The organism is Ruegeria sp. YTSA108 (assembly GCF_059610185.1).
Window position 1 is genome coordinate 167,246 of record NZ_JBXWND010000008.1, and the last position, 23,195, is coordinate 190,440.

General features: G+C 53.0%; 21 protein-coding genes, 1 tRNA gene and 2 pseudogenes. 15 read left to right on the plus strand and 9 right to left on the minus strand.

Annotated elements, in window-relative coordinates:
- Window positions 1–44: 44 nt before the first annotated feature.
- The 6 genes from AC2FHW_RS13165 to AC2FHW_RS13190 all read right to left on the minus strand — a co-directional run bounded on the left by AC2FHW_RS13165 (window position 45) and on the right by AC2FHW_RS13190 (window position 5,764).
- Window positions 45–842: an MBL fold metallo-hydrolase gene (locus AC2FHW_RS13165; protein ID WP_271950144.1), complete on the minus strand. Its 798-nt coding sequence runs from the start codon at window positions 840–842 to the stop codon at window positions 45–47.
- A complete protein-coding gene (locus AC2FHW_RS13170; RefSeq protein WP_271950143.1) occupies window positions 839–1,645 on the minus strand; it encodes a TatD family hydrolase in 807 nt (268 codons plus the stop codon). The genes AC2FHW_RS13165 and AC2FHW_RS13170 overlap by 4 nt, the downstream gene beginning before the upstream one ends.
- Window positions 1,642–2,763 carry a DNA polymerase III subunit delta' gene (locus AC2FHW_RS13175; RefSeq protein WP_271950141.1) on the minus strand — a complete coding sequence of 374 codons (1,122 nt, stop codon included), beginning with the start codon at window positions 2,761–2,763 and terminating at the stop codon, window positions 1,642–1,644. The genes AC2FHW_RS13170 and AC2FHW_RS13175 overlap by 4 nt, the downstream gene beginning before the upstream one ends.
- 10 nt (window positions 2,764–2,773) lie before the next feature.
- A complete protein-coding gene (gene tmk, locus AC2FHW_RS13180) occupies window positions 2,774–3,397 on the minus strand; it encodes a dTMP kinase (RefSeq protein ID WP_271950139.1) in 624 nt (207 codons plus the stop codon).
- Window positions 3,394–4,515 (minus strand): D-alanyl-D-alanine carboxypeptidase family protein, encoded by a 1,122-nt coding sequence (locus AC2FHW_RS13185; protein WP_271950137.1) that lies wholly within the window; start codon window positions 4,513–4,515, stop codon window positions 3,394–3,396. The genes tmk and AC2FHW_RS13185 overlap by 4 nt, the downstream gene beginning before the upstream one ends.
- Window positions 4,516–4,579: 64 nt before the next feature.
- Window positions 4,580–5,764, minus strand: a complete 1,185-nt coding sequence (locus AC2FHW_RS13190) for an SPOR domain-containing protein (RefSeq protein WP_271950136.1) — start codon at window positions 5,762–5,764, stop codon at window positions 4,580–4,582.
- 204 nt (window positions 5,765–5,968) lie between these two features.
- Between AC2FHW_RS13190 and AC2FHW_RS13195 the strand changes: the two genes are divergently transcribed.
- The 4 genes and pseudogenes from AC2FHW_RS13195 to AC2FHW_RS13210 form a co-directional block, all read left to right on the plus strand.
- Window positions 5,969–6,058 (plus strand) — tRNA-Ser (locus AC2FHW_RS13195).
- Window positions 6,059–6,656: 598 nt separating this feature from the next.
- A complete protein-coding gene (locus tag AC2FHW_RS13200) occupies window positions 6,657–7,364 on the plus strand; it encodes an IS6 family transposase (protein ID WP_282021412.1) in 708 nt (235 codons plus the stop codon).
- Window positions 7,365–7,420: 56 nt separating this feature from the next.
- The gene (locus tag AC2FHW_RS13205) at window positions 7,421–8,578 is read left to right on the plus strand and encodes a hypothetical protein (RefSeq protein ID WP_282021411.1); all 1,158 of its coding nucleotides are present in this window, start codon (window positions 7,421–7,423) and stop codon (window positions 8,576–8,578) included.
- 238 nt (window positions 8,579–8,816) lie between these two features.
- A pseudogene (locus AC2FHW_RS13210) lies at window positions 8,817–8,999 on the plus strand (IS6 family transposase); the annotation flags it as partial.
- Between the two features lie 52 nt (window positions 9,000–9,051).
- Here AC2FHW_RS13210 and AC2FHW_RS13215 read toward each other — a convergent pair.
- Window positions 9,052–10,041, minus strand: coding sequence for an AraC family transcriptional regulator (locus AC2FHW_RS13215; protein ID WP_496822047.1), 990 nt, complete (start codon window positions 10,039–10,041; stop codon window positions 9,052–9,054).
- 273 nt (window positions 10,042–10,314) lie between these two features.
- On the opposite strand from AC2FHW_RS13215, the gene AC2FHW_RS13220 reads away from it, so the two are divergent.
- The 9 genes from AC2FHW_RS13220 to AC2FHW_RS13260 all read left to right on the plus strand — a co-directional run bounded on the left by AC2FHW_RS13220 (window position 10,315) and on the right by AC2FHW_RS13260 (window position 18,800).
- Window positions 10,315–11,892: an arylsulfatase gene (locus AC2FHW_RS13220; RefSeq protein WP_416383906.1), complete on the plus strand. Its 1,578-nt coding sequence runs from the start codon at window positions 10,315–10,317 to the stop codon at window positions 11,890–11,892.
- Between the two features lie 155 nt (window positions 11,893–12,047).
- On the plus strand, window positions 12,048–12,557 hold the full coding sequence (locus tag AC2FHW_RS13225; protein ID WP_271946075.1) for a DUF1269 domain-containing protein: 510 nt from the start codon (window positions 12,048–12,050) through the stop codon (window positions 12,555–12,557).
- A gap of 138 nt (window positions 12,558–12,695) precedes the next feature.
- Window positions 12,696–13,049 carry a PRC-barrel domain-containing protein gene (locus AC2FHW_RS13230; protein ID WP_271946077.1) on the plus strand — a complete coding sequence of 118 codons (354 nt, stop codon included), beginning with the start codon at window positions 12,696–12,698 and terminating at the stop codon, window positions 13,047–13,049.
- Window positions 13,050–13,113: 64 nt separating this feature from the next.
- Complete coding sequence (locus AC2FHW_RS13235; protein WP_271946079.1) at window positions 13,114–13,710, plus strand: HdeD family acid-resistance protein; 597 nt, start codon at window positions 13,114–13,116, stop codon at window positions 13,708–13,710.
- Window positions 13,711–13,780: 70 nt separating this feature from the next.
- Window positions 13,781–15,499: an alkaline phosphatase family protein gene (locus tag AC2FHW_RS13240; RefSeq protein ID WP_282021410.1), complete on the plus strand. Its 1,719-nt coding sequence runs from the start codon at window positions 13,781–13,783 to the stop codon at window positions 15,497–15,499.
- Window positions 15,496–16,281, plus strand: a complete 786-nt coding sequence (locus AC2FHW_RS13245) for a hypothetical protein (protein WP_271946083.1) — start codon at window positions 15,496–15,498, stop codon at window positions 16,279–16,281. Before AC2FHW_RS13240 ends, AC2FHW_RS13245 begins: the two co-directional genes overlap by 4 nt.
- Before the next feature lie 72 nt (window positions 16,282–16,353).
- Entirely contained in the window at window positions 16,354–17,211 is an 858-nt protein-coding gene (locus AC2FHW_RS13250; RefSeq protein WP_271946085.1) for a DUF1269 domain-containing protein, read from the plus strand.
- A 109-nt stretch (window positions 17,212–17,320) separates the two neighbouring features.
- Window positions 17,321–17,560 carry a hypothetical protein gene (locus AC2FHW_RS13255; RefSeq protein WP_271946087.1) on the plus strand — a complete coding sequence of 80 codons (240 nt, stop codon included), beginning with the start codon at window positions 17,321–17,323 and terminating at the stop codon, window positions 17,558–17,560.
- A 22-nt stretch (window positions 17,561–17,582) separates the two neighbouring features.
- Window positions 17,583–18,800, plus strand: coding sequence for an AI-2E family transporter (locus AC2FHW_RS13260; RefSeq protein WP_496822049.1), 1,218 nt, complete (start codon window positions 17,583–17,585; stop codon window positions 18,798–18,800).
- Between the two features lie 35 nt (window positions 18,801–18,835).
- Here the strand turns inward: AC2FHW_RS13260 and AC2FHW_RS13265 are convergent, their stop codons facing one another.
- Window positions 18,836–19,723, minus strand: coding sequence for a mechanosensitive ion channel family protein (locus tag AC2FHW_RS13265; RefSeq protein ID WP_496822051.1), 888 nt, complete (start codon window positions 19,721–19,723; stop codon window positions 18,836–18,838).
- 542 nt (window positions 19,724–20,265) lie between these two features.
- On the opposite strand from AC2FHW_RS13265, the gene cls reads away from it, so the two are divergent.
- Complete coding sequence (gene cls, locus AC2FHW_RS13270) at window positions 20,266–21,675, plus strand: cardiolipin synthase (RefSeq protein WP_271946093.1); 1,410 nt, start codon at window positions 20,266–20,268, stop codon at window positions 21,673–21,675.
- Window positions 21,676–21,678: 3 nt separating this feature from the next.
- Here the strand turns inward: cls and AC2FHW_RS13275 are convergent, their stop codons facing one another.
- A complete protein-coding gene (locus AC2FHW_RS13275) occupies window positions 21,679–22,575 on the minus strand; it encodes a YegS/Rv2252/BmrU family lipid kinase (RefSeq protein WP_271946095.1) in 897 nt (298 codons plus the stop codon).
- A gap of 459 nt (window positions 22,576–23,034) precedes the next feature.
- Between AC2FHW_RS13275 and AC2FHW_RS13280 the strand changes: the two are divergent.
- Window positions 23,035–23,195: pseudogene (locus AC2FHW_RS13280) on the plus strand (IS6 family transposase); the annotation flags it as partial.

Genomic DNA, 23,195 nt, shown 5'->3' on the forward strand with positions numbered 1-23,195 from the left:
TTATTCGCGCGGGAAAGGATATCTGCATGATCTCGGCCAGGGCTCTACAGAGCCTGATGTATCACCATGCCGTCATAAGCAGGGGTGATGTTGTCTGCGGTTTCTGCGTCGACCGTGGCATAGTCAAGATCGATATGCATGTTGGTCAGAACCGCGGTTTTTGGTTGCAACAGGTCGATCCAGCCAAGGGTCTTTTCCAGATGCGCATGGGTCGGGTGCGGGGACCGGCGCAGCGCGTCGATCACCAGACAGTCCAGACCCTCTAATGTGGTCCAGGCATCGTCATATATCTCTGCCACGTCCGGCAGGTAGGCCAGATTGCCCATTTTGAAACCAAGCGCGTCGATTGATCCGTGGTTCACCTTGAAGGGGTGAAATGGGATAGGGCCTCCGGGGCCAGTGATCTCGAACGGGCCGTCGATTGTCTTGAGGTTGAGGATCGGCGGGTAGGGTGAGTTTTCGGGTTGGATGAAGGCATAGCCAAATCGGCCCAAAAGATCATTCTGGGTGTCACCATCAGCCCAGACCGGCACCCGTTCGCGCATGTTGAAGACGATCATGCGCAAGTCGTCAATGCCATGGACGTGGTCGGCATGGGAATGGGTATAGACCACCCCGTCCAACCGCCCTGTGCCGGTGTCCAGCAGCTGGCTGCGCATGTCAGGCGTTGTGTCGATCAGAACCGAGGTGGTGCCTTCGGGCCCGTCACGTTCGACCAGCATCGAGCAGCGGCGGCGGATGTTCCTGGGGTTTTCGGGGTCGCAGTCGCCCCAGTGACCGCCAAGACGTGGCACTCCACCTGACGAGCCGCAGCCCAAAATGGTGCAGCGCAGCGTGGTCATGCCGCCGCCTTGTAAGAGGCGACCTTGGTGAAAAGTCTTTCGAAATTGGCCTGCGTCTGCGCCGCGAAATCGGCATAGCCCATGCCAAAGACCTCGGCGCCTTTGCGGGCGGTGTGGGCGGTATAGGCCGGTTCATTCCGTTTACCGCGATACGGGGGGGGCGCCAGATAAGGTGCATCGGTTTCAACCAGGATGCGGTCTACTGGCGCATTTGCGAAAATATCGCGCAATTCCTGGCTTTTGGGAAAAGCGGCGATGCCCGACATGGACAGGTAAAACCCAAGATCCAGGGCGGACTGTGCCAGCTCGGCCGAAGACGAAAAACAATGCATCACACATGAATAGGGGGCATTGCCGTATTCTTCGGCCAGAATGCGGGCCATGTCTTCGTCCGCCGCGCGCGCATGAATGATCAAAGGCAGTCCGGTACGCTGAGCGGCCTCGATATGAACGCGCAGGGATTGCTGCTGAACCTGCGCACTGTCGGCGGTATAGTGATAATCCAGCCCGGTTTCACCGATACCAACAAACTTGGGGTGCTGTGACAGTGCCACCAGCTCGTCCACAGTTGCCATCGGTTCATCGGCTGCACTCATCGGGTGCGTGCCTGCCGCGTAGAATACCGGCGCGTGAGCCTCAGCTATGGCGCGCACAGTGGGTTCGTTCCTCAACCTGGTGCAGATCGTCACCATCCGGATCACGCCGGCTTCGGCCGCATTTGCGACGATCAGGTCCAACTGTCCTTCAAAATCGGGGAAGTCCAGATGGCAATGGCTGTCGGTGATTTGGGGGGTGTCGCTCATCTGTTCTGACCGGCGGTTTCCTGTATCTTGAACACCGTATCTAGGACCAGAGCGGCAGGGTCAAGGTTCACCGCCTGCCCGTGGCGGGCGCGGGCGGTGATCTGGGCTGCGGTTTCCGCCCAAAGGCGTGCCTGCTCCGGCGATCTGGACAAACGGGACAGGATATCACCTTCGTTTGGCGCGGCCTCTGGCGATGGCGGAGCACCAGTCGCACCGGTCACAGCAAGACGTGACAAGGCAATGTCGATCAGCGTCAACAGCAACTCGAACCGTTCGGCTGCTCCGCGCTGTGCGGCGGCCTCGGCCAGAGCCAGAGCGCGTAGTCTGTCCAGCCGGGGCAGGGTGCCCAGGATCGCGATGAGCTCGGCATATATTTCGAGTCCGCTCAGGTTTATCAGGCGGACGGCGTCCCCAACGGACCCGCTGGCCAGAGCGGCCAGATGGTCGGGGTTTCCAGTCAGCTCAACCCCGGTCTGGGTCAGTGCGGCGTTCATATCTTCGGCGTTCAGCGGCGAAAGGCGCAAGGTACGGCACCGGGATCGGATCGTCGGCAAAAGGCGGGACGGTTGATGCGATATCAACAGCAGCGTTGTCCGCGCAGGCGGTTCTTCTAGCATTTTCAGCAATGCGTTGGCGGCGCTGATGTTCATTTCATCCGCAGAATCTACGATGACGACACGGCGGCCCCCATCGGCCGAGGACAGGCCGAAGAACTTCCCAAGTTTGCGAATGTCGTCCACAACGATTTCATTTCGCAACCTGCCCTGATCGTTCACGGATCGTTTGATGGCGGCCAGGCCAGGCTCGGCACCAGCCAGAATACGATGAACAACCGGGTGATCTGGTGGAACCTCAAGCGTTTCAGGGGGAGGTGGCGCGCCAAACAGCCCGTCCTCTTCGACAGCCGGGGTCGCCAGCAGAAACCGCGCGATCCGCCAGGCCAGCGTCGCCTTGCCCACACCTCGGGGGCCGGTCAGCAGCCAGCCATGGTGCAGGCGATCAGAAGCATAAGCGCTAAGAAAGGCCTGCTCGGCCTCTGCCTGCCCAAACAGATGTGGCGTTTCGCGCGGATGAAGGGCACCGGGTGCCTGGTCCGGGATCGGGATGTCGTTGTTCATCAATCGTCTGTCACAAGGCTTGCATGACGATATCTGTCACATCGCGGGCAACGCTGTCCATGTCCCTATTGCCATCGACCAGGCGAAACCGGTCGGAAAATTCATCCGCCAGTTCCAAAAAACCGGCCCGCATCTTCTGTTGCAGGTGAATGCCGAAATCCTCGAACCGTTCTTCAGTGCCCTGCCGGCCCTTGGCCCGAGAGAGGCCGGTTTCAGGATCCATGTCGATCAACACGGTCAGATCCGGTTCACGTTTGATCATCAGCTTATGCAACTGATCGACCAAACCACGCAGGTCGCCGCGTGATAGGCCCTGATACATGCGGGTGCTATCGGCGAAACGGTCGCATATGACGATCTTGCCCGCTGCCAAAGCGGGTTCAATGGTGCGTTCCAGATGGTCGCGCCGCGCAGCAGTGAACAGCAGGATTTCCGTCTCAGCTGACCAGCGATCGGGATCGCCTTCAAGAACCAGTCTGCGGATTTCCTCGGCCCCGTCAGAGCCGCCAGGTTCACGCGTCAGAACGACATCATGCCCGAGCTCGCGCAAATGCTCGGCCAGCATACGCGCTTGCGAGGATTTGCCTGATCCGTCGATGCCTTCGAAGGTCAGAAATAACCCGCCTGCCGTCACATCGCGCCCAACGGGTTGCCAATGACATCTTTCGCGACAATGCCGCCAACTGTCATAATCCGCACGAAGAAACCGCCCTTTTCGACGCTTTCCGCTGCAACCAGAGGCCTACGGATCTCGGGCAGGCCATCGGGTTTGATGACAAGCTCAGCGATTTCCTGTCCTTTGGCGATGGGGGCCTCAAGCGGACCGTCATAGACTATTTCTGCCTCAACATTCTTATCCCCGAGAACAGGCAGCAGCAGTGTCAAATCCTCATGCGGGACAAGATCAACCGTTTTCGCGGTGCCCATCCAGATATCGGCTTGTCCTATCGGTTTTTCTGCTTCGGCAAGCTGCCTCTCGACAAAATTGCGAAACGACCAGTTAACGACGGCCTCAGCCTCCTCTGCGCGGCGGGCGACGCTGTCGAGCCCCGACAAAACGAAAATGACCCTGCGATCCCCCTGCTGTGCCGATCCTACAAGGCCATAGCCCGCTTCTTGCGTGTGGCCAGTCTTTAGCCCATCCGCACCAATCCCAAGTTTCAGTAAGGGATTCCGGTTACGCGAATTTGACGGCACCCGGTTGTCGAATTCGAACTCTTCCTCGGCGAACAGAGGGTAATATTCGGGAAAGTCGCTAATCAGATGGTCGGCCAGAATGGCGAGGTCATGCACAGACATCATGTGGCCTGCGGCTGGCCATCCGTTCGAATTCGCAAAGTTCGAATTATTCATGCCCAGCTGTTGCGCGCGTTGGGTCATGAACCGGGCAAACCCAGCTTCGGTTCCGTCCGGGCTGAGGGCTTCGGCGATAACAACACATGCGTCATTTCCTGACAGGACTATGATCCCGCGCAGCAGGTCTTCGACCCGGACACGGTCCTGCGTGTTCAAGAACATACTTGAGCCCTTATAGCTGGTCGCATGTTCGGAAACCGGAAGTTCCTCATTCAGTTCCAGGCGACCGTCCCGCAGCGCTTCGAATGCTACAAACAGGGTCATGAGTTTGGACATGGAGGCGGGCGGCAACGGCTGGTCTGCGTCTTTGGACAAAAGAACGGTTCCTGTCGTTTGGTCCATGACATAGGCAGCACGGGCTTGCGTATCGAAAGCTTGTGCGGGCAGGGCAAACATAGCCAAACTGAGGGTCAGTACAGATGATCGAAATGAGGACAGCACGAGGGGGACCTCCTTTTGCTTAATTCTTCACGGTATAGGCGTCAGAAAAGCCCAGATCTTTGACGTCGCTTTGCATTGCGTTTCGTTCCGCCCGCGTCAAAGCAGGACCAACGATCACCCTCCAAACGGTTTTGCCATTGGCTTCGAGTTTTTGAACTTTCGCAGGCAACCCGTTTCGCCGAATTTTCTCGGCAGCACCTTCGGCATTTTCTTCAACTGTGAAAGTGCCCACCTGAATAAACGGTTTTGAAAGCGATGAAACGGAGGCAGCCTCAGTGCTGGCTGCGGTTGCTGCCGGTGTAGGGGCGGCCTCTTCGATGGCCGCTGCAGCGCCCTCTATCGGGTCCAGAGGTGTTTCGGTGATTTCGTCGGCAGGCTTCTTTTGCCACCATTTACGCTTCGGTGCTGCCTCGGTTGGCGGCGTGACAGTGGGATCGGTCAGATTTGCGGTTGGTGCTGGCTCAGGCGCCGCCTCGATAATCTCTGTTGCCGCCTCATCGGTCTTTTCTGCGGTTTCAGCCACGGCTGCAGCTGTCGCAGCACCAGCTGCGGCAACTGGAGCCTTCTTTTGCCACCATTTACGCTTGGCTGGTTTATCAACGTCTTCGGACACATCTGCCGTGGTCTGGCTATCGGTTTTCTTGTCCTGAGGTTCAACCGCCTCAGCCGTTGGGGTCTCTTCGGGTTCAGCGACCCCTTCGGGCTCAGGAGCTTTTTCTTCTACTTTCTCGGCAGGCTTGCGTCGCAGGGCAACAACTTCAACCCGAGTCGGTGCGCCTGCGAGGATACCCAGTTTCGCGGCGGCAGTCGAAGACAGTTGCAGCGCAGGGCCCGGCAAGTTGCGTTCGCGGCGGAAAAGTGCGCCGGTTACGGATTTGTTGTTCTTTGTATTCGTTATCCGAACACGTTCAGGCTGTGTAACGTCCGGGTGCGCGACCCAGATTCCGCCCAACGAGGGGCGCCCATCCCACAAACCGGCTTCGGTGACCTTGAAGACATCAGGAGCTTCAACATCATCACGCGCGTTCCCTGTCGTTTTGGGAAACAGCTCTAATTTGCCATCGTCCTGCACGCTTTCGTCCGCCTGCTCGGTGGATGTTCCACCCGATGTCAGGGCCTCGTCGCACCCTGACAGAGCAGCAACTGTTATTACCAGAACCGCCAGTGCCCGCGGTTTTGCGCGTGTCGTGGTCGCTCGATCCATATTTGCAATCCCTTGCCTGTAAGGGGCCTCTTTCATCGTACCCCGCCGCCGATCGCTGGTTCTGAGCTGCCAGCCTGTCACGGTCTTTCACGCAAAGCATAGCCTGCACGTTCGGCCATGGAAAGTCTGCTGCACAGGCTTCGGCAAGATTTCCCTATTTGGTCTTGCCACCGTTTAAAGATAGCCTTAGACCCGGCCCCACGCGGGGAGGTGGCAGAGTGGTCGAATGCGGCGGTCTTGAAAACCGTTGGGCGTGAGAGCGTCCCCAGGGTTCGAATCCCTGTCTCCCCGCCACTCATACCTGTCTCACTTGAATTGTTTTTTCTGATCCTGAATTGTGCCGCAATTCCCGCGAGTTGGCGCATGCGCTTTCAATCAGAGACGGAGCAGGCCGTACACTCAGAGCGCAATTCAGGCCTCAGTCTCAGTGGCGCATTTTGGCGGGGTCGCTTTGGGCTGGGTTTCCCTGATAACCTGCGATTTACAGGGAATTTTCGTGAGATGGCTTCGATTTCAGACATTATGCATGTCAAAATTGTATTTTTTCAGAGGTTTATGTTGCAAATTCCCTAAAAGGTGGAACAGGGAATTTTCTTGAGCGAACAGGGAATTATTCCGACGGATCAGGGAGGGCGAACCCTGTATCAGGGAGGCCGGTTCTTGAGGTGTCAAAAGTCGAACAGACATTCCTGTTCGGCCCAATCAAGTGGGTGGGTCACGCTGACCAGGCGCTTGAGTGTGAGTTCGGGCGGCTGGGTGCCGTAGAGAATCGCGGCCTGAATCTTCGGTGAGAGAAAGGCGAGCTGAGCACGGGTACGGATGAAAGCGCCGGGAACGGCACTGTCAGAAGAAACTTATTGAGGCGGGCAGGGCGAGCACTTAGCGTCGCAGGATGACAAGACGCAGCCCTTTTCGCTACTTCAAGACGAGCCCCGAGATCATCCGTCTGGCCGTCATGATGTATGTTCGGTTTCCGCTTTCGCTTCGCAATGTTGAAGATCTTTTGCACGAGCGCGGCATCGAGATCAGCCACGAAACTGTGCGTTATTGGTGGAACAGATTTGGCCCGATGTTCGCGGCAGAGATCCGCAGAAACAGGGTCAATCGGATGCGATCTTATTCGAACTGGCAGTGGCATCTGGACGAGGTCTTCGTGAAGATCAATGGCGAGACGCACTACCTATGGCGGGCTGTGGATCACGAAGGCGAGGTGCTGGAAAGTTATGTGACCAAGCGCCGTGACCGCAAAGCTGCGTTGAAATTCCTCAGAAAATCAATGAAACGCTACGGTCAACCTGAATCCATCGTGACAGACAAACTGCGGTCTTATGGCGCGGCGATGAGAGTTGTCGGGAACGGTAGTCGGCAAGAGACCGGCCGCTGGCTGAACAATCGGGCCGAGAATTCCCATCTGCCATTTCGACGACGAGAACGTGCGATGCTCCGCTTCAGGCAAATGCGGTGTTTGCAGAAGTTCGCCGCAGTTCATTCTTCCGTCCACAACCATTTCAATCAGGAACGCGCCCTCTACAGCAGAGACAATTTCAAGCTCAACCGCGCCGCTGCTCTCTCCGAGTGGCGCCAACTTTGTTCAGCATAAGTTACGGCATTTAGGGGTAAACAGAGACTGCTTCGAATTGGTCTGACAGCACCGTCTTGCCGTTCGAAGACTTCCAGATCACCGATATCAATTCCGAGACGTTGCGTGCCGCGATTGCCGAAGCGATCACAACCGATCTAGCGCTTCAGCCAGAGCTGACTGTTATCTCGCGGGCGTCCAGTTTTCAGTTGTCGCCGAACGCACCTCTCACCTCGGTCTTCGCCAGACTGCAGGCGAACTTTGTCGTGACGGGCTCTTTGCGTTCCGACGGCAACAATGCAACGGCGACGATCAATCTCATTGAGGCAAAAGACGAGAGCTGCGTCTGGGTTGGCACCATTGATTTCCACATTCGGGAAGTGCTCTCTATGACCCGTGCGATAAGTCGCCGCGTCGCCAACTTGGTTGGTGCAAAGGCTATTGATCTGGCCCAAAACCGGATCGACCTCGGAGAGGTTAGCGCCGTTCTGATCGAAAATGCCGCCCGAAGTCGGATGATGCATTTTCAATCCAAGGACGCATGGCTGGTAAACCTCTATGAGCAGGATATCGCCCTGGAGCGCTATAGCGACTCTGCTTGGGGACATTTCGGTCAGGCTCTGGCCCTGCGCGTTGGGCTCGACGAGGGCTGGATTTTGGAAGGCCGTGCCGCTGCGGCGGCGAAAGCCGAGCAGTTCGTCGCGACGGCGCTTAAGTTGGTCCCCGACAACTACCTGACCCAGTACGCCCTTGCTCGAACGCTTGCCGGCAAGGGGGAAATGATCGCTGCGAAGGAGGTTTTTGAAAAAGCTGCACGGCTAAACCCCGCTTCAACGCTGGTTCTGTCGGGCCTGATCGGCCAACACCTTTACCTTGGCGAAACCGGTATGGCCCTGAAGATAATTGAGGATTCCGAGCGCATTAATCCATTGCACAACTATGATCTCAGTCACAAGAAAGCTTGGGCCTACTGGCTTTCGGGGGACGTCGACGCTGCCCGCGACGTCCTGATGACATGTCCGGCCTTGAATGAAGGGCAATCCAAACTCCATGCAGCAGTGCTTATGGATCTCGGCGAAAAGGACAAAGCCAGACAGGTCCTAAAACCGTTTCTTGAAGAAAACCCCGACTGGACCACGGGCATGGAAGAACAACTTCAGTCTGAGTTGTGGGCACCGGGAGAGGCGAGGCCAAGATGGCTATCCAGACTGTCTGGAGCGGGCATGCCCAGTTGACCAAGTCGTACTGCAGATACGGTGCAGCATCTGCGTGCAAGGAATTGCTTGAACACTGAAACCGGCCCAAGGACGATACCGCTCGCGCGGTACTGGCGCTTAATGCTAGCGTTCTTCCACCCACCAGATTTGGGCTCATTTTGGGAAGTGAGCATCCCCCCTGACGATTTAGGTTTCTGAATCGAACAGGGGGCTTCCATGACACGACCGAAGATGAGCCCGCTGCGCGGGCGGATGATGGCGGAAACGAGAACGCGCAATTCAGCGTTTCAAGCGGATGCAAAGTTTGCAGAAGTTCGCCGCTGTCCATTCCTCTGTCTACAACCACTTCAACCAGAAAAGATCGCTCACCAGCCGAGACACATTCAAGCTGACACGCACCGCTGCTCTCGCCGAGTGGCGCGAACTCGGTGCGGCATAAAAGGCAGCAATACTGGCCTAGCTGAGACTGGTTCGAATTCGTCTGACAGTACCTAAACCCTACTTGTGAAGGCCGACGGAGAAAGGCCTTCCCACCTTGAGAATGCCTCTGAAAAACTCTGCCGATGCTCGAAGCCAAGTATTTCGGCAGTTTCAACTATGTCTTTTCCAGCCACTAGGAGGCGCTTTGATGCAAGGTGCCGCTCAGTCTGAACGATTTCACTAAAAGAAGTTCCTTCAGACTTCAAACGAAGTTGAAGCGTCCGCTCGTGTAATTGCAGTGCTCCACAGGTGTTGACTAGAGACCATGGCGCAACTCCGAATGAAGCACGAACTAGGCCTGCGACAATGTCCTTCGTCAGTGGTTTTTCGCAAGCCTTTATGGATTCATCGGCCAAATAGCGCGAAAACACTTCGGCTCTCAGTGCATCCATTTTGGACATCTGCGACTTGAGTGCTCCTTCGTCGAACGAAATGTACCCTTGGGTGGAAGCCCTAACGCGACTGATAGCGGAGTTGAACAGAACGTGCGTCGAACAGCCATTAGGGTAGGAAACATCAATGTCCGGATCGGTGCGATTGTTTGCAAGGCAGACAACGTTGGCCAATAGAGTTATTGTGTATTGAACATCTTTGGCGCCTTCAAAAGCTTCAAAAGGATTGAAATACCAGATATGGCAACGCTTTTTGTAGGTTCTGATTACTAACTCTGAATCGCTCTGATAATACAACAGCGCAGACTTGGCGATCTGCAAAGCGTCCCACAAGGTATCAGCGGAAACGATTGCGCGACCAAAAACGCCCAAATCTTCCACTTTCTGAACATAGCCTGCTCGGGCAAAGAAATCATCATCGCCAGCGAACCGAGTTATTTCCTCCATGCCCTTTAGGTAGTTGGAAACGTCAACAATCTCCTCTGGCTCCGTTGGCAGGTTGAAAGAATGCAGCGTTTTTTGAAACATCCGAGCGTTGTCAGTAAGCAAGGAGATTGGACCATGGAATGAGCCCGCTCTAATCGTGAATTCGTTGACCTTTTCACTCATACACTGTGCTCGGACAGTGATTCATTATGTGCTTCGGCGTGTTTAGCGAATCTCTTCATATAACTTCTTATATATGAATGCTTCCCGTCGTTGGCAGGCTAACACACGTTTTTCGTGAATATGAATGTTGCTTTTGCAGCCTTGATTCGTATTTGCCGACAGATTGTAGGGCAAACACCGCTAAACAATGGGGTCATCGTGGGAATGAACTTTGATCGCGATGTCACCAGTCTGTCGATTGATGCGTTGGTTTCGAATTTTTCAGGAGAGCACATGAAACATAATTTGGGCATAACAAAGTCAGCGATATTGGGTGCTTTGTCGGTCGCTGTCCTCGTGGTTGGCACACCAGTTTCTGCACAAGACAAACCAAACATTCTAGTGATTTGGGGAGACGATATTGGGCAATCCAACATATCCGCTTACACTAGGGGATTAATGGGCTACGAAACGCCCAATATCGACCGGGTTGCTGATGAAGGCATGATGTTCACCGACTACTATGGGGAGCAGTCCTGTACAGCTGGTCGGGCTTCTTACATTATGGGACAGTCTGTCTATAGAACCGGCTTGTCCAAGGTAGGCCTCCCGGGCGCAGACTTGGGTATGAAGGAAGAAGATCCCACGATTGCTGGCCTTCTGAAGCCTTTAGGATACATGACCGGTCAGTTTGGGAAAAATCACCTTGGTGATCAGGACAGCATGCTTCCCACAAACCACGGTTTTGATGAGTTTTTCGGAAACCTGTACCATTTGAATGCGGAAGAAGAGCCAGAAAATCGCGACTATCCCGGCGACGCGGTTTTGGCGGACGGCCAGACCTTCCGTGAGGCATTTGGCCCTCGTGGCGTTATCAAGTCTTCGGCTGATGGGCATGTTGAAGACACGGGACCGTTGACCAAAAAACGGATGGAGACAGTCGACGATGAAACCGTTGCAGCTGCCGTCGACTTTATCAAAAATGCGCACGAACAAGGCAAACCTTTCTACGTTTGGTGGAACGGCACACGGATGCACTTCCGTACACATGTGAAAGACGAATTGTTCGGGATCTCGGGGCAAGATGAGTATGGCGATGGCATGGTGGAACATGACATGCATGTCGGTCAGCTATTGGATGTGCTTGACGAACTGGGCATTGCTGACAACACTATTGTTCATTATTCGACTGACAATGGCCCCCACAAGAATACATGGCCAGATGCTGGCACCAACCCGTTCTACAGTGAAAAGAACACCAACTGGGAAGGTGGATGGCGCGTGCCCTCGCTCGTGCGTTGGCCTGGGAAAATAGAACCTGACTCTGTCTCAAACGAAATCATGCACCACATGGATTGGTTGCCGACGTTGTTGGCAGCAGCGGGGAATGAGACCATCAAGGAAGATTTGAAAGCAGGTGGTGTTCAAGCCATTGGTCGCGAATATAAAGTGCATCTGGATGGCTACAACTTCTTGCCCGTTCTTACTGGTGAAACAAAAGACGGCCCGCGACATGAGATTTTCTATTTCGCGGATACCGGAGAATTAACAGCCTTGCGCTATGACGATTGGAAACTGATTTTCCTTGAGCAAAAAGCTGTTTCGACATTGCGTGCGTGGATCGAACCTTGGACCCCACTTCGCGTCCCTTTGATCACCAACCTTCGGCGTGATCCATTCGAACAGGCGCATCTAACATCCAATACTTACTACGACTGGATGATTGATCGGATCTATTTCCTGGTGCCCGCACAAAAGTATGTAGGCCAGTTCCTGGCTACATTCCAGGAGTTCCCACCGCGTCAGAAGCCAGCCAGCTTTTCAATTGATCAGGTCATGGAACTGATGGCGGCAAATAACGGAAGTAAGTAGTTTCGAGCTTGCTAAACTTAATTCATGCGCGGTGTTGGGAGAGAACCGCGCATGGAGTTCAGAGATGAAACATCGTCACGGGATAGCGTCAGGACGTACATTCTTTTGTGTGTCACTGCGCTGCAAAAAACAATTTTCAACTAGGGAGAGAAACGATGAGTGATTTGGTCATTATTGTCTTCGAGGGCCGTCATACAGCAGACGAAGCACTTTTGCGTCTGCAAAAAATGAGCCTGGATTGGGAAGTCGATCTCGACGAGGTCGTGGTAATGACCCGCGATAAGAACGGCGTAGTGCGGACCCGGAATTCCGATACTCTTACAGCAACGGGTTTCGTCGGAGGCACGTCTCTTGGAGCACTGACCGGCACTTTGATCGGTGCCATGGTCGGTAACCCTGCTGCCGGGTTTATTGCAGGTTCGGCTGTTGGTGCTGGCTCTGGGACACTTGCAGGAATGCTGGATCAAGCAGACGAAGAGGATGCATTGGCAGCTCGCGTCGGCTCAAAGATGGGCCCTGACTCATCGGCTCTGGCCGTTATCGGGTGGTCAAACCGACCTACGAAGTTGTTGGGCGAATTGGAGGGCATGAAGGGCGAGGTTATCGAGACATCATTGTCTGTCAGTGATGAAAAAGAGCTTCGTGCCGCTTTGTCCGGAAACTGACCAGTTTGTTTTGGGGGCGGGCTGCTTGATCACCCGGCGACCTGAATTCAATTTTCACATTGTCGAGACGGGATCAGTAATATGAAAAAAGTTCTGAGAACAACGGCTCTCTTGTGTGCTTTCGCAATTGGAGACCCAATGTATGCGCTCGCACAGTCCACACCTCATGTGGCTGGCGGTGTTGTTGTCGAGTACAACAATCTTGATGTCGCCTTAGTCGCTTCCGGTTGGAGCGTAGTCGAGCTTTTACGCGGTGATGTTTACAATGCTGGTGGCGACTTTGTGGGATATGTCCATGATGCGCTCGTCTTGCCGGATGGTGATACGACCTTTGTGATCGTCAACGTCGCCGGCTTCCTGAACATCGGTGAAAAGTTGATCGCGCTGCCAGCGGTCGCCTTCGAGATCAACGCGGATGGCGATCTGGTTTTGCCCAATGCGACCAAGGAAAATCTGAAAAGCCTGCCGCGCTTTCACTACGCTCGAAACTAACGGAAGGTCGCACTCGACAGGCTTTGACCTGCTTGAGGGCGCCTAAACGCAAAAGCAGTCGCCAGTGTTTGAAAATGCAATCGACCAAGGGAAAGATACAATGAGTATGGGAAACTCAGACAACGATCTGCAAAAATACTGGGGCTGGTTTCTTGGACTCGGGATTGTGTTGGCTATCGGGGGTGTATTCGCATTTTTTGCACCTTTTTTGGTATCATTGGCCATTGAATTTGCTGTGGGATTTGTTTTCGCTGTAGGTGGCTTCGTGGTGCTAGTGCAGGTTTTCACAACCAAAGATGGCTGGAATGCAAGGCTCATCTATTCCATCTTGGGGGGCTTCAATCTGATTGCCGGGTTGTTGCTGATATTTCGCCCTCTTGAAGGGCTCATGGCGCTTACATTGGTCTTGATTGTTGCAATTTTTGTGAATGGCTTGATGCGGATTGCAGTGGGCGTGATGGCGCGACCGGATCAAGGTTCTGGCTGGGTCATTTCCGTTGGTTGTGTGTCCGTACTGGCATCGGGATATGTGTTAGCGAAGTACCCCGAGGTGAGCGTGATGCTGTTGGGGATCGTTGCACGCGTATCGCTGATCGGTGAGGGCGCAGGATATATCCGCTTTGCCAATGGCCTAAGGAACGACGTGTCGGTCGCGGTCTGAAAAAACGACCCAAAACTGCGGCAAACGTTGGGTAAACACAAATTCTACTGTTATAAAAAGGACGAAATACGTGATCGAACCGAGAACTTTTCCCCTGCTAATCAGATGGTTGGTTGTTGGAGGCAGCTTGGTCGTTCCGTCTGTCTCAAGCGCTCAAGGCAAGCCTCGACTGGTTCTTCAAATAACTGTTGATCAGTTGCGTGGAGACCTAATCGACAGATTCAGTATCCACATAGGAGAGGGCGGCTTTCGCTATTTGTTGGATCATGGCGTCAATTTTACAAATGCTCATCACCGCCATGCCAACACTGAAACAATTGTCGGGCACACGACGCTCGCGACCGGCACGGACCCTGCTATCCATGGTATGGTAGCCAACCTGTGGTTTGATCGAAAAACTGGCAAGCCTTTCTATAACGTGCAGGATCCGGACTTTCCTTTGGTCGGGGCTACCGGAGTCGATGCGGAGAACGAAATCGATCCGACCCAACGAGCAGCCACAACTGACGGTCGGTCTCCCCGCAATATCATCAGTTCAACTATCTCCGATGAAATTGGCCTGCACTTTGGGCCGACTTCAAAAGTGTTTGGTGTGTCGGTCAAGGATCGCGGTGCAATTGCAATGGCAGGTCACGCTGGTGACGCTTACTGGTTCTCAAAGTCAGAAGGCCGGTTTGTTACAAGCACGTTCTATCGCGACGCCTATCCCGGTTGGATTGAGGATTGGAACTCAAAAGGCCTTGTCGCATCATATGCCAATCGATCTTGGACTCTTCTGGGAGACGTTGGGAAGTATGCCTTTGCAGACCGCGACGACCAACCGTGGGAAACCGATATACAGGGGTTTGGCCGGACATTTCCGCATAACTGGGGAGCGGCAGAAGGGAAATACTTCACAACGCTCTTAACCCTCAGCCCGGCTGGGGATGAAATAACAGTAGATTTTGCCAAAGCCCTGTTGGATGCAGAACAACTGGGGCAAGATGACGTTACTGATTATCTGTCGGTCAGCTTGTCATCTACAGACTATGTCGGCCATATGTTCGGCCCTTCAAGCCTAGAAGCCGAAGACAATTTCGCGCATCTCGACAGGCAAATCGCTGACCTTTTAACACATGTGGATGCCGTAGTTGGTCTGGAAAACACATTGATCGTTTTGTCGGCAGATCACGGCGCACCGGAACACCCGGATTTTCTGGCGACTCTAGGCATTGAAGCTGGTTTGTTCAGCTTTGAACGCGTCGATACAGAACCAGGATTTGTGCGTCTTCAAATTGATTTTGGTGAATCCGCTGATCTGGTTCAGAACTTTTCCAACCCCTACGTCTATTTGAACCAAGATCTTATTTCCAAACGTTCTTTAGATCCTTTGGTCGTCGAACGAGCTGTTGCTGAGGAACTTCAAAAGCTCCCCGGCATTGCCTATGCGGTTGGGAGTTCAGATTTGCGACGCGGGTCGTTTGCAAAAACCAAGATTAGCGATGCCGTCTTGGCTAACTTTAATCCAGATAGGTCGGGAGATATCTATGTGGTGTTCGAACCGCATTGGTTTGTGGCTGATTTTGACGGGTTGCACGTTGCGTCTGCTCATGGCTCTCCCTGGACATACGACACACACGTTCCCCTAATTTTTACAGGTTCAAATATTGTTCCACAAACCGTCGCACGACGCGTCGAAACTGTGGATGTCGCGCCTACGATTGCGTCTCTTCTGGGCACTAAGCCCCCTTCCGGAGCGGTGGGTGCACCTTTGCCAGAAGCGATGCCCGAGACAAAGGCAGCCCCATGAAATCCTTCTTTATGCGCTTAGCCCAACTTTCCATTCTGTGCGTCGCCAGCACTCCGGCCTATGCGCAATCTGATGCAGCGCAAGCCAACAATCCGCTGGCTGATATCACAGCGTTCAATATCCAAAACTACTATATCGGTGACTTTACAGGACCAGGTAATGCGACCGGAAATCAATTTGTTCTGCGCTATGCAAAGCCGGTCACTTTAGGCAGCTCAAATTGGCTGATCCGAGCCTCGTTGCCATTTAACTCGTTACCGGTGGGAACAGATGGCCAAACTTTGAGTGGCGTCGGAGATTTTGATGTTTTTGCGGCCTATCAGTTTACTACGGGTAACCCCGGAATTAGTTTTGCGCTTGGTCCGCAAGTGGTCGTGCCAACAGCCTCCGACGACCGCTTGGGAGCCGATCAATGGCAGCTTGGGTTAGCCAACGTTTATTTCAATGCAACTTCGCCTGTCTTTCAGTATGGATATCTTCTGACATGGCGTGGAGGCGTTGGGGATACAAATGGGCGCCCACGCGCCAATTTGGGTGCCTTTCAACCCTTTGTTTTTTACCAACTGGGCAATGGGTACTACACGGGCGGCGCCCCGATCTGGACCTACAATTTTGTTAATGACAGCTATTCTGTCCCATTGGGCATTCGCCTAGGCAAGGTCACCAAACGCGGCAATACCGTTTACAACTTTTTTGTCGAACCGCAGTACTCGGTTTTCGACAAAGGAATCGGTCTGCCCAAATGGCAAATTTACGCGGCACTTAACATGCAGTTTCAATGAGCATTTAGTGTTTAGAAAAGTTCCTGTCCACTAAGAAATTCCCGCCTAAAATCAACCATCAGGAGTACTAACATGGAAAAGTTTATTGCCGTCGTTTTCGAGGATGATGCTGCTGCATTCAAGGGTGAAACCGCACTGCGCGCGCTACATTCCCAAGGAGATCTCGCGGTGTATGCCGCTGCAGTCATTGGGAAAGATCTCGAAGGCAAAGTTGAAGTTAAGAAGGTGGAAGATGAAGGGCCGTTGGGAACGGCACTGGGCCTCGTTCTCGGCGGAATGGTTGGTGTTTTGGCCGGCCCGGTGGCAGTCGCATCCGGAGCTGCAGTCGCCGGATCTGCGGCTGCAGCATCAGTGGCCGCCTCAGGAATGGCTGTCGGATCGATGACAGGTGGATTGTTTGGTGTCTACAGAGATCTTTGGGTTGCGGGAATAGATTCTACGATGCTTGACGAAATCAGCATCGAACTTATTCCTGGTAAATCTTGCTTGGTGGCCTCGGTTGACGAAGTTTGGACATCGCCATTGGATGTCAAAATGAGCGAGGCTGGAGGAGTGGTTTTCCGCAAGCCACGCGCCGATGCAATCGATGAACAATACGCTGCTGAAATGGCGGAACTTAATCGGGAAATTGCAGAGCTAAAAGACGAGTGGAAGCAATCTAACGAAGAAACCAAACAAGCAATCCACGACAAAATCGACGCAACCAAGGCAAAGGCAAGTATAGCCAAAGAAAAAATCTCGCAACGTATCACCGAACTGAACAGCCAAACAGCTGCAAGGCTCGAGGCGATTGAAGAGCAAATTGCGGTGGCCAAAGAAAATACAAGGAACAAGTTTGAAAAGCGTAAAGCTGAAATTCAGGCAGACTACAAAGAACGAAAGGCCAAGCTAGATGCGTCAATGTCACTGGCCAAAGAAGCATTGACCTAATTCTTTTTAGTAAGATGTTTAAACATCCAACCAGCACCGTTTAAATTGGCAGTGCAGATAAACCCGAGAGCCGTCTCGCGGCAATTACGTGTTACAAAAGGTGAAAGAAATGCCCGATCTGAAGGCCATGATGGCCGAGCTACAACAAAAGAGAGATGAAATTAAACTTCAGTTGAACCTTGGAACAATGGAGGCGGAAGACGAGTGGGATTCACTTGTTTCGGAGTGGGATAGGTTCCTGTCTACATCACAATTTAATCAGTCGGCGGATGAAGTCGGCGAAGCTGCGCGGGAACTTGGTTTGAAAATGAAAGCCGTATATGACAAGGTTCGGAAATCCGTAGGGTAATAGACAGGAAGTAGCCCAGCCGGTGCCAGATCAACAGCAAACACACGTTTTTAGTCTGGCGTTTTGGCACCGGGTTGTCGTGATCGCCTTTTTTACTATCGCAGGACTGGTCCTGGCGGCTGATGTTCTAGTTCCATTGTCGATTGCTTCCTTGATTTTCATTCTTCTGACTTCCGCAGTCGACAGGTTATGTCAGGTTGAAATTCTCGGGACACGGATCCCCAGATGGTTGGCCCATGTCATTAGCGCTGCTCTTTTAGTGTTGGGATTGCTCGGATTACTGTCAATTCTGACCAGTCAAGCGGGCGCGGTTGCCGATGCGTTGCCTAGATATGAAGCAAGGTTCTCTGAAATCTTGGCCCGAGTGGTCACTCTTGTTGGAGACAAGAACTATCAGGCAGCGCAACAAGCGATCTTAGAGATGGACTTCACCGGCTTCGCTGGCGGAGCAATCGGTTCAGCCGGAAGCTTTTTGAGCGCCTTCTTTCTGATCCTTCTTTATATTCCTTTCATGATGCTGGAACAGGGGCCCATGAGGTTGAAAGTCGCACTGGCAGCGCCAGATGCGGAATCCGCACAAAACTTACACCGCGTGCTGACGCGCATTTCAGAAAGCGTGCAGCGATATGTAGGAATCAAAACACTCGTTAGTTTCCTAACGGGTGTCGGTAGCTACGCGATCATGAAGCCCGTGGGATTGGATTTTGCCGAAACCTGGGCCATCCTGGCATTCGTACTGAACTTCATTCCAACGATTGGTTCAATCATCGGGGTAGCGTTGCCCTCGCTCGTTGCTCTTGTGCAGTTTGATACTAACACGCCTTTTCTAATTATTTTGGTGGGCTGTGGGGCGGTTCAGTTCATCATCGGGAATATTCTGGAACCATCGCTAACCGGAAAATCACTAAACTTGTCGCCTTTGATGGTTATCCTCGCACTGACGTTCTGGACCGCAATCTGGGGTATCCCCGGGGCTCTACTAAGCGTGCCGATTACCGTCTGTACTATGATCGTGTTAGCCAACATCCCATCGACGAATTCACTCGCAATATTGATGTCGGGCGATGGTAACTTGTCCGACGGTAGTCAAAAAGACAATCCAGTAAGGGAAGTAGCACAGGGCGAAGCCTCTGAAGCTGCACGTCGAAAATCTAAGCTGACGGTATCCAAATCCGAACTAGATACCGAAACAGAAGCAATCCGTCAGGAATTTGAGCAAAACTTAGACAACCGGAGCTAGACGCTTGGGAAATACTGATCGGTATCATCAGGAGGTCACGGAATGGCTGACCCGCGCAGATTGATCGATTGTGTTGGATAGGCCAGTTCTGTTCCTGCCGCGCGCACTGTCTCAAGGATTTTGAGCGAAAGACTTTCATTCACACGGAGGAAATTGTCGTATTCAGGGGTAGTCGTCCACGCGTAAAAAATGATGGTTACGGCGCATTCTGACAACCCTTCGACATAGACATGTTTCGGTGCCTCTTCAGACAATTCGAAATCTCCACAGGCCGACAAATGTTCCCGCAACGTATCACGCACCTGAAGGACCTGAGCCTCGGTACTGTCTAGAAGCAACGGTATGCTAAGCATGACCCTTCGATGTCGGCGGTGTGAATAGTTTAGGACAACTGCGTTGGATAACTCGGAGTTCGGAACATGCCGTGGGATCTGATCGAACCCACGGATTAGGGTGGAGCGCAGGTCAATGGATTCGACTGTCCCGACAAACGAACCGTCGATTTGAATCGAGTCCCCAATAGCGAAGCGCTTTTCACTCATGTTATTCATGCCTGCCACAAGATTGCGGATCAGGTCCTGCGTCGCGATAGCCAATCCTGCGCCCAGTACTCCAACACCGGTCAGCGCACCGCTGATGTCGACCCTCCAGACTTCTAGCAGTGACGTAATGGCAAACAGCAAGATGCCAAAACGGGCAACGCGCTCCATCCATCCGGCCTCCATCCTGACTTCTCCAAACCGGTCGCTCTGAAGAAGGGATACAAAAGACCCGCTCAGGTTGTACCACCCTGAGAATACTGCGATCACAGCGATTGAGGCCATAATGCGCCTAAAAATGTCACCAGGCATGTTTGGAACATTCAATGTTTCCAGAACCACAAAAACAGCAAAGGTCACAATCAAAACTGATGTGGTCCGCATCAGTTCGTCAGCTACCTTTTCCGAAAGTTCAATGGACAAGCGTCTGAGAAGTGCCCGAAACATTGCCATAAGCCATCGTGCAAGTGGCCGCCTGCCGATGACAACGGCCAAGAGAAAGATCAAAGAGAGAATTACGCTGCTTTGATTTAGTTCGGCCTGCCAGTGGCTGAAACGTTCCTGCATTTCGACAACTGCGCTCATCGACGGAGATTGAGTTTCTTCCAATTGCTGAACTGGCCTCTCTTTTGGATCATGTAGGTCGTAAACTTCTCAAACGACACCCGAAGTTTGCAGGAGGACAGCATCGGAAACTCTGGGAGAATCTTCCAGCTTTTTCTGGAGTATCGGGATAAATTGCTCCTAATTTGTCAAAGCGGCATACGAATGAAAATTCTCTATCGAATTGCAACCCGAGCTCAACAAGAACTGCGTTTCTACGCGCTTGCCCTAGGCGATCCTTTCCTGCGAGTATCGGTTAATCTGGTGGATCTCCACCGGGTGTTGGAACGCCCTTTCAGCAACCGTGAACCAAAGAGGCCCACATGGTGTCCACAATTCTGGTCTTGCTCCTGATCGCCCTCGAAGCCACTGCCATTTGGTTTGCATGGAGAGCGATCTCATCGGCGCGAACCTCTCAGGGTGCAGTGGGTTGGGTCGTTTTTTTGATTACTGCCCCGTATCTTGGCGTTCCGCTTTACCTTTTTTTGGGGCATCACAAGTTCGACCGATACTTAACTGCGCGCCGCGATAGCGAGGAGGTAATTGACGGAATCAAGACGTTTCGCGAGGTCAATGCCCCCGACGTGCCTACAGAGTTTCCGTCCGAAGCGTTGGAAAGGATATCTGAACTCCCTGTAGTCCGGGGCAACAACATGCGAATCCTATTAAACGGGCAGGAAACGTTCGATGCAATCTTTGCCGCTATTGACGCAGCCCAAGATTACATTCTGGTGCAGTTTTATATTGTTCATGATGATGATCTGGGTCGGAAACTGCAGGACCATCTGATCACCGCAGCAAAACGTGCAGTTGCAGTTCGGTTCATGTGCGATCCAGTTGGGAGCGTTAAACTTCCAAACTCCTATCTTAATGATCTCCGTTCAGCCGGTGTGCAAGTAGTTGAACCCGCGCAGATGCGCGGAGCTAAAAACCGATTTCAACTCAATTTACGCAATCACCGCAAGACGGTGATCGTCGACGGAACGGTCGGCTTTACCGGCGGATTGAATGTTGGAGACGAATATATGGGGCGCGACCCAAAATTCGGTGATTGGCGCGACACACATGTCGAAATCCGTGGCCCGATCGCCTCGCAGTTGCAACTGGTGTTTGTAGAGGATTGGCATTGGGCAACTGAAGAAATCCTGATTTCGGAGATGAACTGGGAGGCTGGTCACATGGAAGAGAACATGTCCGGGTTAATCGTCCCAACCGGTCCCGGGGACGAAATGGAAACCGGTGCCTTGTTCTTTTTCACGGCAATCGCGAATGCCAAACGTCGGATTTGGATCGCTTCGCCGTACTTCGTACCCGATACCGATGTGCTCACAGCTTTAAAACACGCTGCGTTGCAAGGAGTAGATGTCCGCATCCTGGTTCCGGACGTCATTGACCATAAGATTCCTTGGCTTGCCGCTTTTGCCTTTTTTGATGAAATCCGCGAGGCCGGAGTACAGGTCTTGAGATATAGTTCCGGTTTCATGCATCAAAAAGTATTGGTTGTTGATGATACTTTGGCCGCGATAGGGACAACGAACATGGATAACCGCTCATTCCGGCTGAATTTTGAAGCAATGGCCGTTTTCTTCGATACACGCGCCGCCGGGGCTACAGCCGCGATGCTGGAAAAGGATTTCGAACGGTCGTTTAGGCTAGACAAATTGCTTGCTGAACAGCCCCCGCATATCCGGATTGGCGCCCCGATTGCCCGCCTGTTCGCTCCAATTCTTTAGAGATCAAGACCCAGTAGAAGGTAGCGCAAAGCTTAGTCTACCCGGTAGAACCGAAATTTCGAACCTCGTGTCCACCATCGGTTCACCGTCAAGGTTTAAGTGGAACGGTGTTTCTGTTTCCAACACCGCATGTTTGAAACGGCTACGTTTTACGAGCCCCGCAATCGGGTCACTCAGGTCGGGGAAATTTCCAAAAGACAGGTTTGCAGGTGGCCACTCGTCCGTGGTCAAAACACCCAGATCGAGCAACCCGTCGAACATGTCAGCCTCTGGAGTTACTTCGAACCCACCACCGGCAAAGCGGTTGTTGCCAATTACCAGCGCAGAAACCGACGCCCAGTTATGCTCTGACCCATCCAAAGCAATCATGGCCTGCGTTGGTTTCAGCTCAGAAACTCGCGCCAATCCGGTAAGGGTGTAGGCTAACCCTCCTAGCCGCCTCTTAACTTCTTTGGGAGTTGTCGCGGTAATCATGGCCCCAAAACCGCCACTGGCGACATTCACGAATGGGCGACCGTTGATGGAACCAATATCTATCGACCGGGCTCTTCCGGTTGCGGCCTGCACCAATGATGCAGAAAGATCCGATCCGTCATCACCATAAGACCTGGCAAAGTCGTTAGCAGTGCCCAAAGGCATAAGCCCCAAAACAATGGTTGGTCCCGCATCGCATCGCAATAGGGCGCTGGTAACCGCGTTGAGTGTCCCGTCACCACCTCCTGCAACAAAGCGCGTCACCCCCTTGGCCAAGTGCTTGTGTATCGTTTTTCGCAACTGTTTACCTGACCATGGGATAGCAATCTCCAGACCAAGCTCCTTTTCCAGAGGTCTGACAGCCGAACGTACGTCAGGTCGGGCCGCAGATTTTCGATTGAGGATGAGGAGTGTTTTACAATCCATGAAGCCGGCCTTTTCCTCTCATTTATTCAGGTTCTTGATCACTGCCTTGGCAACCGTCGTGGCCAACCCAGGGTCAAACGCACCTAAAGGATCACGCGCCATTTTCTTTAGTGCGTCCGTGGCAGCTCTGGCTTATGCCGCTGCCATACAAAATTCGGCTTTGGTTGCCATTGTTTTTAGCCCTCCAAATCTGACCAAACATGTGATCGACGGTATGTTTTGCCATCCCACTAGGCCAATATTACTCAAGTAATTCACATTGGCCCTGAGCGGTGTCTACGCGGTGCTTCCTGAGAGCAAAAAAACTCAATGCCAAATTATGCCCCGAATTCAATAAGATTGCTACTCCCGTAGCACCGCGCAAATAAAACCAGTGGATTTCACTCCACAGAAACCGTGTTGGGTCTTGTCAGAAGAACTTTGCTTGAGAGGGGTAGGGCGGTTGCGTAGCTTTTGTTCATGACCAGACCTGCCTCATTCAAATACTTCAAAACCAGCCCTGAGATTATCCGCCTTGCGGTGATGCTGTATATTCGGTTTCCACTCTCGCTTCGGAATGTCGAAGATCTGCTGCATGAACGAGGCATCGACGTGAGCCACGAAACTGTCCGGTATTGGTG

Excerpts from the sequence above, each read along its gene's own strand:
- cls (WP_271946093.1), top strand. The coding sequence starts at position 20,266 with ATGGTGTCCACAATTCTGGTCTTGCTCCTGATCGCCCTCGAAGCCACT.
- AC2FHW_RS13230 (WP_271946077.1), top strand. The coding sequence starts at position 12,696 with ATGTATGCGCTCGCACAGTCCACACCTCATGTGGCTGGCGGTGTTGTT.
- AC2FHW_RS13185 (WP_271950137.1), bottom strand. The coding sequence starts at position 4,515 with ATGTTTGCCCTGCCCGCACAAGCTTTCGATACGCAAGCCCGTGCTGCC.
- AC2FHW_RS13170 (WP_271950143.1), bottom strand. The coding sequence starts at position 1,645 with ATGAGCGACACCCCCCAAATCACCGACAGCCATTGCCATCTGGACTTC.
- AC2FHW_RS13265 (WP_496822051.1), bottom strand. The coding sequence starts at position 19,723 with ATGCGGACCACATCAGTTTTGATTGTGACCTTTGCTGTTTTTGTGGTT.
- AC2FHW_RS13255 (WP_271946087.1), top strand. The coding sequence starts at position 17,321 with ATGCCCGATCTGAAGGCCATGATGGCCGAGCTACAACAAAAGAGAGAT.
- AC2FHW_RS13250 (WP_271946085.1), top strand. The coding sequence starts at position 16,354 with ATGGAAAAGTTTATTGCCGTCGTTTTCGAGGATGATGCTGCTGCATTC.
- AC2FHW_RS13165 (WP_271950144.1), bottom strand. The coding sequence starts at position 842 with ATGACCACGCTGCGCTGCACCATTTTGGGCTGCGGCTCGTCAGGTGGA.
- AC2FHW_RS13245 (WP_271946083.1), top strand. The coding sequence starts at position 15,496 with ATGAAATCCTTCTTTATGCGCTTAGCCCAACTTTCCATTCTGTGCGTC.
- AC2FHW_RS13200 (WP_282021412.1), top strand. The coding sequence starts at position 6,657 with ATGACAAGACGCAGCCCTTTTCGCTACTTCAAGACGAGCCCCGAGATC.
- AC2FHW_RS13220 (WP_416383906.1), top strand. The coding sequence starts at position 10,315 with ATGAAACATAATTTGGGCATAACAAAGTCAGCGATATTGGGTGCTTTG.
- AC2FHW_RS13275 (WP_271946095.1), bottom strand. The coding sequence starts at position 22,575 with ATGGATTGTAAAACACTCCTCATCCTCAATCGAAAATCTGCGGCCCGA.
- AC2FHW_RS13225 (WP_271946075.1), top strand. The coding sequence starts at position 12,048 with ATGAGTGATTTGGTCATTATTGTCTTCGAGGGCCGTCATACAGCAGAC.
- AC2FHW_RS13215 (WP_496822047.1), bottom strand. The coding sequence starts at position 10,041 with ATGAGTGAAAAGGTCAACGAATTCACGATTAGAGCGGGCTCATTCCAT.
- AC2FHW_RS13175 (WP_271950141.1), bottom strand. The coding sequence starts at position 2,763 with ATGAACAACGACATCCCGATCCCGGACCAGGCACCCGGTGCCCTTCAT.
- AC2FHW_RS13190 (WP_271950136.1), bottom strand. The coding sequence starts at position 5,764 with ATGGATCGAGCGACCACGACACGCGCAAAACCGCGGGCACTGGCGGTT.